Source organism: Trinickia sp., from assembly GCF_051954495.1.
GTDB lineage: Bacteria > Pseudomonadota > Gammaproteobacteria > Burkholderiales > Burkholderiaceae > Trinickia.
Window position 1 is genome coordinate 1 of sequence record NZ_JBQCHR010000118.1, and the last position, 7,834, is coordinate 7,834.

At 62.3% G+C, this 7,834-nt stretch carries 6 protein-coding genes; 5 read left to right on the forward strand and 1 reads right to left on the reverse strand.

The window, feature by feature from the left end:
* Positions 1-277: 277 nt before the first annotated feature.
* Positions 278-1,480 carry a M20 aminoacylase family protein gene (locus tag ACTHNR_RS15860; RefSeq protein WP_440548609.1) on the reverse strand — a complete coding sequence of 401 codons (1,203 nt, stop codon included), beginning with the start codon at positions 1,478-1,480 and terminating at the stop codon, positions 278-280.
* A 171-nt stretch (positions 1,481-1,651) separates the two neighbouring features.
* Here ACTHNR_RS15860 and ACTHNR_RS15865 point away from each other — a divergent pair, with 171 nt between their 5' ends.
* The 5 genes from ACTHNR_RS15865 to rsmH form a co-directional block, all read left to right on the forward strand.
* Positions 1,652-3,736 (forward strand): molybdopterin-containing oxidoreductase family protein, encoded by a 2,085-nt coding sequence (locus tag ACTHNR_RS15865; protein WP_440548610.1) that lies wholly within the window; start codon positions 1,652-1,654, stop codon positions 3,734-3,736.
* Positions 3,737-3,858: 122 nt separating this feature from the next.
* Positions 3,859-5,571, forward strand: coding sequence for a long-chain fatty acid--CoA ligase (locus ACTHNR_RS15870; protein ID WP_440548611.1), 1,713 nt, complete (start codon positions 3,859-3,861; stop codon positions 5,569-5,571).
* Positions 5,572-5,779: 208 nt separating this feature from the next.
* Positions 5,780-6,427: a 2-polyprenyl-3-methyl-6-methoxy-1,4-benzoquinone monooxygenase gene (coq7, locus tag ACTHNR_RS15875; protein WP_440548612.1), complete on the forward strand. Its 648-nt coding sequence runs from the start codon at positions 5,780-5,782 to the stop codon at positions 6,425-6,427.
* A 383-nt stretch (positions 6,428-6,810) separates the two neighbouring features.
* Positions 6,811-7,239: a division/cell wall cluster transcriptional repressor MraZ gene (mraZ, locus tag ACTHNR_RS15880; RefSeq protein ID WP_102643981.1), complete on the forward strand. Its 429-nt coding sequence runs from the start codon at positions 6,811-6,813 to the stop codon at positions 7,237-7,239.
* Between the two features lie 25 nt (positions 7,240-7,264).
* Positions 7,265-7,834: 16S rRNA (cytosine(1402)-N(4))-methyltransferase RsmH (rsmH, locus tag ACTHNR_RS15885; protein WP_440548613.1), on the forward strand; the 570-nt coding region annotated here is incomplete at its 3' end.

Here is a 7,834-nt window from a genome sequence, read left to right on the forward strand (position 1 = left end):
GACTCCACGCCGATGATAGTGCGGATTGCCCGTGTGAAAGTAGGTAATCGTCAGGCTCCTCCCTCTGCGAACCCCCGACAGCCATAGCGCTCTCGGGGGTTTGTGTTTTGCATCACCGAAATCTCATCCATCGCTGCGCGGCTTAGCCAACAGGCGTCCCCAAGAACGTCTCGAGCGAGTGACAGCTCACACGTCTGCACGCCGACACACTTAAGCCCACACATAAGCCAATGCCCCGCCCATCGACAGCAATCGGAGCATTGACCTCATCGCTGGATCAGCGCCCGAGCCCCTCGGCCAAGTACCGCTGAGCGAGCCGGACCCAATAGGTCGTTCCCACCGGCAGCAACGCGTCGTTGAAGTCGTAGCTAGCGTTGTGGAGCATGCATGGTCCGGCGCCATGGCCGGCATCGCGATGGCCCCCGTCGCCATTGCCCAAAAACGCATAGCAGCCGGGCTTCGCCTGAAGCATGAATGCGAAATCCTCCGCACCCATCGTCGGTTCCGTATGGGCCTCGACGTTGTCTGCGCCGACGATCTCGCGCATGACCTCTATCGCAAAGCGCGTTTCATCCGGGCTGTTGACCGTTGGCGGGTAATTGCGGTTGAACGTGACCGTGGCCGAGCAATCGAATGCCACTGCCGTCGCCTCGGCAATCTTGGCCATCTTCGACTCGATGAGATCAAGCGTCTCGGTCGTAAACGTTCGAACGGTGCCCGCGAGCCAAGCATCGTTCGGGATCACGTTCACCGCGTCGCCCGCATGGATCTGCGTGATGGACAGCACAGCCGTGTCGATCGGTTTCTTGTTTCGCGTAATGATGCTCTGCAATGCAGTGCCGATTTGCATGGCGGCAAAAACGGGATCCCGCCCGTTGTGCGGCATGGCCGCATGAGCGCCGACCCCCTTCACGTCGATACGGAATTCGTTGCTCGACGCCATGATCGGCCCTTCGGTCACGCCGAAGGTTCCAGCCGGCATTCCAGGCCAGTTGTGCACGCCAAACACGGCATCGACGGGAAACTGCGTAAACAGTCCGTCCTCGATCATGGCGCGGGCGCCGGCGCCGCCTTCCTCTGCAGGTTGAAAGATGAAGACGATCGTGCCATCGAACTCGCCATGCAACGCCAGATGGCGCGCTGCCCCAAGCAGCATGGCCGTGTGGCCGTCGTGCCCGCACGCGTGCATTTTCCCCGCGGCCTGGGAGCGGTGCTCGAACGAGTTGAGCTCTTGAATCGGCAGGGCGTCCATGTCAGCCCGCAGCCCGATCGCCCGCTTGCCACTGCCACGCTGAAGCACCCCCACAACCCCGGTCTTGCCGAGGCCTCGGTGGACGCGCAGTCCCCACTTTTCGAGACACTGAGCAACAAGATCCGCCGTTCGAACCTCTTCGTACCGCAGCTCGGGATGGGCGTGGATGCTTCGTCGGAGCGATTGGATTTCGTCTCGCGCGGCCAAGACTTCAGGAATGAGTTTCATGATGCGTTCGACTGTTGGATGTAGTTCGGGAATATAGGAATGCCATCGAACGAACCATTCTACGCCGAACCGTTCGACGCCAATTTGGTGCGCCTCCTGACGGAAACGTAAGCAGAAGGAATAGAATTATCGGCCTGCCCTTGGCGTCACCGCTTCTCACGGACCGCACCCATGAATGCGCCTCTAGAATTTGCCCGAGCAGTTTGCCCCCACGATTGCCCGGATACCTGCGCCCTGCGCGTCACCGTGGCCGACGGCCGCGCCATCAAGGTGGTGGGCGACCCCGATCACGCGCCCACTCAGGGGGTGCTCTGTACGAAAGTGAGCCGCTACCCCGAGCGCGTCCACCACCCGGACCGGCTGACGATGCCTCTCAAGCGAGTCGGCCGAAAGGGCGAAGGCCGGTTCGAGCCGATCGGGTGGGACGAGGCGCTCACACTAGCCGCGCAGCGACTCACCGAAATCGCGAGGCGCGAGCCCCAAGCGATTCTGCCGTACAGCTACGCCGGTACCATGGGCCTCGTGCAGGGCGAAAGCATTGCGCAGCGCTTCTTCCACAAGCTTGGGGCGTCGCGGCTCGACCGCACCATCTGCTCGGCTGCCGGCATGGCTGGCCTCAAATACACCTACGGCGGTGCGCTCGGCATGCACCTCGAATTCTTCGAGGAGAGCGAACTCATATTGATTTGGGGCTCTAACCCGATCGCCTCGAGCCTGCATTTTTGGACGCGTGCGCAAGAAGCGAAACGGCGCGGCGCGCGACTCGTCGCCATCGATCCCTACCGCTCGCTCACCGCTGAGAAGTGCCACCAGCATATTGCGCTTCGTCCAGGTACGGACGGCGCGTTCGCACTCGGCATGATCAACGTTCTCGTAGCCGAAGACTTGATCGACCACGCATACATCCAAGCGCATACGGTCGGTTTCGAGGCGTTGAAAGCCCGTGCGTCGGCCTACACGCCGGCTCGAGTCGCGCAGATTTGCGGGGTGGATGAACAAGAGCTCGTACAACTGGCGCGCCTCTACGGCAAGACACGCAAAGCGGCCATTCGTCTCAATTACGGCATGCAGCGCGTGCGCGGCGGGGGCAATGCCACCCGTGCGATCGCTTGTTTGCCTTCGCTGACAGGCGCTTGGCGCGACCGCGCGGGCGGGCTGTTGCTGTCGTCCTCCGGCTGGACGCCGTTCGACACCAACGCGCTGCAGCGTCCCGACCTGATGCCCGGATGGCCGACCGACTTGCCGCGGGTGATCAATATGAACGCGATCGGCGACGCGCTCCTGCACCCGGGCGATCGCGCATTCGGGCCCAAGATCGAGGCCGTTGTCGTCTATAACTCGAACCCCGTCGCCGTCGCCCCGGATTCCCCGCGCGTCGCGGCCGGTTTCGCGCGCGAGGATCTTTTCACGGTCGTGCTCGAGCATTTTCAGACCGACACGGCGGACTATGCCGATCTCGTCCTACCCGCGACGACGCAACTCGAGCATTTCGACCTTCACCGCTCGTACGGCCATACCTACGTGATGGTCAACCAGCCCGCTATCGAGCCTGTCGGCCAAGCGCGCCCGAACACGGAAATATTCCGCGGCTTGGCGCACCGGATGGGTCTGGAGGAGCCTGCCTTGTTCGAAAGCGACGAGGCCATCGGGCAAGGCGCGTTGCGCTGGGCAGACCCGGCGCTAGAAGGCGTCGACTGGGCGAAGTTGAACGAAATCGGCTGGGCGAAGATGAAGCTGCCCGACGCGCCTTTTGCCGAAGGCGGGTTTCGCACGCCGTCGGGCAAATGCGAGTTCGCCAGCTCTTTGCTGGAGAAAGAAGGCGCCGACCCGCTTCCCGATTATCTGCCGCCGTACGAATCGGCCGACGGCTCGCCCGAGCTCGCCGCGCGTTTCCCGCTTGCGATGATTTCCCCGCCGGCGCGCCACTTTCTGAATAGCTCGTTCGTGAATATCGAGAGCCTCCGGGAGAGCGAGCGCGAGCCGCACCTCGATATTCATCCGACGGATGCGGGCGAACGCGGCATCGTCGACGGTGAAATGGTTCGCATCCGGAACGACCGCGGCGCGTTCGTCGCGCGAGCCCGCGTCACAGACCGCGCACGCGAGGGGCTTGTCGTCGGCTTGTCGATCTGGTGGAAGAAGCTGGCGCCGGATGGCCGGAACGCCAACGAGGTGACGAGCCAAGCGGTGACGGACCTCGGCGGCTCGGCGACCTTCTACGATTGTCTCGTCGAAGTGGAGCGAATCGACGTCTGAATGTGGCGCAAGCGGTTTTCCGAAAGTTCGAATTCGGTTTCTAATTCGGTTGTTTCGAGAGAGGCGACCGGCTAGGATGCGCTGTTTCGCACGACCATTCGAAAAGTAAAGGGAGACGCCACATGGAAAAGATTTGGTTGAAGTCGTACCCGCCCGGCGTCCCCGCCGAGATCGACGCGTCGGCGTACGCGTCGGTCGGCGAGTTGCTCGAAGATAGCTTCCGTCAGTACCGCGAGTCGCGCGCGTTCGTCTGCATGGGCAAGTCGATCACCTACGGCGAGCTCGACGACCTGTCGCGCAAAGTCGCCGCGTGGTTTCAATCGAAAGGGCTCGCCCGCGGCGCGCGCGTCGCGATCATGATGCCCAACGTGCTGCAATATCCGGTTGTACTCGCGGCCGTCTTGCGCGCCGGCTACGTCGTCGTCAACGTCAATCCGCTGTATACGCCGCGCGAGCTCGAGCATCAGCTCAAGGACAGCGGGGCTCAGGCCATCGTTCTGCTCGAGAACTTCGCCGTGACGCTGCAAGCCGTCGTGCGCAATACGGCCATCCAGCACGTCGTCGTGGCATCCATGGGCGATCTCATGGGGGCGAAGGGCCTCATCGTCAATTTCGTCGTGCGACGGGTGAAGAAGATGGTGCCGGCCTGGAGTCTGCCCGGTCATGTGAAGTTCAACGATGTGGTCGCGCAGGGCGCCCGGCTCCCGTTCGCGGCGGCCAAGCTCACGCAGCAGGACATCGCTTTCCTCCAGTACACGGGCGGTACGACGGGTGTGGCGAAAGGCGCGACCCTGACGCACGGCAACATCGTCGCGAACGTGCTGCAATCGGCGGCTTGGCACGAACCGGCCCACACGCTGCACCCGGAGGTCACGCAAATCACCAACGTCATCGCGCTGCCTCTGTATCACATCTACGCGTTGACGGTCTGCGCGCTGCTGACGGTCCGCACAGGCGGTCTGGGCATCTTGATCCCCAACCCGCGCGATATCGGCGGCATGATCAAGCAGTTGCAGGGCTTCGCCATCAATACGTTCCCCGCGGTCAACACGCTCTACAACGCGATGCTCAATCACCCCGACTTCGGCAAGCTCGATTTTTCGAAGCTGATGGTCGCCAACGCCGGCGGCATGGCGCTGCAGGAGGCGGTTGCGAAACGTTGGTACGAGCGTACGGGTGTGCCGGTGATCGAAGGGTACGGCTTGTCGGAAACGTCGCCCAGCGCCTCCTGCAATCCCGTTACGGCTACCGAATTCAGCGGCACGATCGGCCTGCCGATCCCGTCGACCGAGCTTTCGATCCGCGACGACGACGGCAATGAGGTGCCGATGGGCCAACCGGGAGAAATATGCATTCGCGGGCCGCAAGTGATGGTGGGCTATTGGAATCGGCCCGATGAAACCGCGAAGGTCATGACCGCCGACGGATTCTTCAAGACGGGCGACATCGGCATCATGGACGAGCGAGGCTTTTTCAAGATCATCGATCGCAAGAAGGACATGATTCTCGTCTCGGGTTTCAATGTCTATCCGAACGAGATCGAAGACGTCGTGGCCAAGCACCCGGGCGTGCTCGAGGTCGCGGCGGTGGGTGTGCCGGACGAGCACTCGGGCGAAGCGGTCAAGCTCGTCATCGTCAAGAAAGATCCCGCATTGACGCAGGCCGATGTCATCGCGTTCTGCAAAGAGCAACTGACAGGTTATAAACGTCCCAAGGTCGTCGAGTTCCGCACCGAATTGCCGAAGACGAACGTCGGCAAGATCTTGCGTCGCGAGCTGCGCGATTCGGCCGCGGCGCGGCCGGCGGCGCCCGTTGCGCACGAACGCAGCGCCTGACGCCGCGATGCGGCAAATGCTCAGGCGCCGCAGCGAGCCTCGGGCGATGCTATATGCATTGCTCAACATCGTCTAAAATGCGCGATTAGCCGCCGTTTTGCTATGAACTATGCGTGCATTCCACATTGGTTCAGCGGGTAGGGCGGCATGATGCGGCATGGCGTGCTCCCATTCAGGGGCCCGATTGCTGCGTCGCACGGAGATTGCAATGACGCTGGACGAGTTGATTACCGAGTTCGACCGCGGGCTTCGTTCGATAGCCGGCGTGAGCCGCATGAGTCGGCCGGTGCCGGTTCCGGCGCCCGTTGCCGAGGATGTTGCCGGCGCAGCCGAGGCCGACATGACCTTACCCGAGCGCGCGCATTCGGCAGCGCTCATGCGCGTGAACCACGTCGGGGAGATCTGCGCACAGGCGCTTTACCAAGCGCAGAAGCTCGCCACCCGCTCGCCCGCGCTCAAGGACGCATTCGAGCATGCGGCTCAGGAGGAAGAGGATCACCTTGCATGGACTGCGGCGCGGCTGCGAGAACTCGATTCGCGGCCGAGCCTGCTCAATCCGCTCTGGTACACCGGCGCGCTTGCCATCGGGTTCGCGGCCGGCTGTCTAGGCGATAAAGCCAGCCTGGGGTTCATGGCGGAAACGGAGCGCCAAGTCGAGCGCCACCTGGACGGGCATTTGGCGATGCTTCCCGAAGCCGACCGCCACTCGCGCGCCATCGTCGAGCAAATGCGCGATGACGAGCGCATGCATGGTCAATCGGCCACCGATGCGGGGGGCGTCGAACTCCCCGCGCCGGTCAAGGCGCTCATGCGTGCTGCGTCGAAGGTCATGACGCAAACTGCGTACTACGTTTGACTGTCAGCAGTGGGAGCGGCGCGCCCGCGTCGCTCGTCGATCGAACCCATTCGAATCCGCTTCTCATCCCACCTTTTTAGGACCCGGCGCGCTTGCGGCGCCGGTACTCCGTGCGAGCTTCTCACGTATCACATTCACAAAACTCACTAGTGCATTCTTTTTTAACGATTTTCCGTTTTGTGCCGTTGCATGAAGGGGCGCACGTAAGTCCTTGTTCTTACAAACAAAATTCTCCGAAAAAACGGCTCTCTCCCTTGACCGCCCTGGGTCGTTACTCTAAAGTGGGAGACAGTGTGAGAAAGTGTATTTTTGTGGATTGTTCGGATCATTTCGGCCGGTATTTTTCGAGGGATGGAGCATAGGGCTCCGAAGGGGAGAGCAGGGTGTTTCAGGGGGCGTCGGCGCTGACGCTCGATGCGAAGGGGCGCATGTCCGTGCCCTCTCGGTATCGCGAGGCGCTACAAGGCGAGGCACAAGGACGGGTGACGCTCACGAAGCACCCGGATGGCTGCCTGTTGCTGTTTCCCCGCCCTGAATGGGAGGTCTTCCGCACCAAAATCGCCGCGTTGCCGATGGACGCGCATTGGTGGCGGCGGATTTTTCTCGGTAACGCCTCCGACGTCGATCTCGATAGCGCGGGACGCATTCTCGTTTCGCCTGAATTACGCATGGCCGCCGGTCTGGAAAAGGAAATCATGTTGCTGGGCATGGGAAGCCACTTCGAGCTGTGGGACGCGCAAACCTATGCGGCCAAGGAGCAGGCGGCGATGGCGCAAGGCATGCCCGACGCGCTGAAGAATTTCACGTTTTGATCGCGGTTTGAAATAGGGCGCTGCGATGGAAAACGAATTGCAGCATCGGACGGTGCTGCTGGACGAAGCGGTAAATGCGTTGGTGACGCGTGCGGACGGCATCTATGTCGACGGCACGTTCGGGCGCGGCGGTCATAGCCGCGCCGTGCTGACGAAGCTGGCCGAGGGCGGCCGCTTGATCGCGTTCGACAAGGACCCGCAAGCGATCGCGACGGCACGGGCCATCGCCGATCCTCGCTTCGAGATCGTGCATGAGAGTTTCGCGTCGTTGGCGCCGGCGTTGGCGGCGCGCGGTGTCGAACGTGTCGCAGGCGTGTTGCTGGATCTTGGCGTGTCCTCGCCGCAGCTTGACGATCCCACGCGTGGCTTCAGCTTCCGCGCGGACGGTCCGCTCGACATGAGGATGGACCCGACGCGCGGCGAATCCGCCGCGCAATGGCTGGCGCGGGCGAGTCAGCAGGAACTGACGGAGGTCATTCGAGATTATGGGGAAGAACGGTTTGCTGTTCAGATTGCAAAGGCGCTTGTTGCTCGCCGGGCAGAGTCCGACCGTCTTGGGCCTCTCTCAAGCACGGGCGAGCTTGCCGAAATCGTG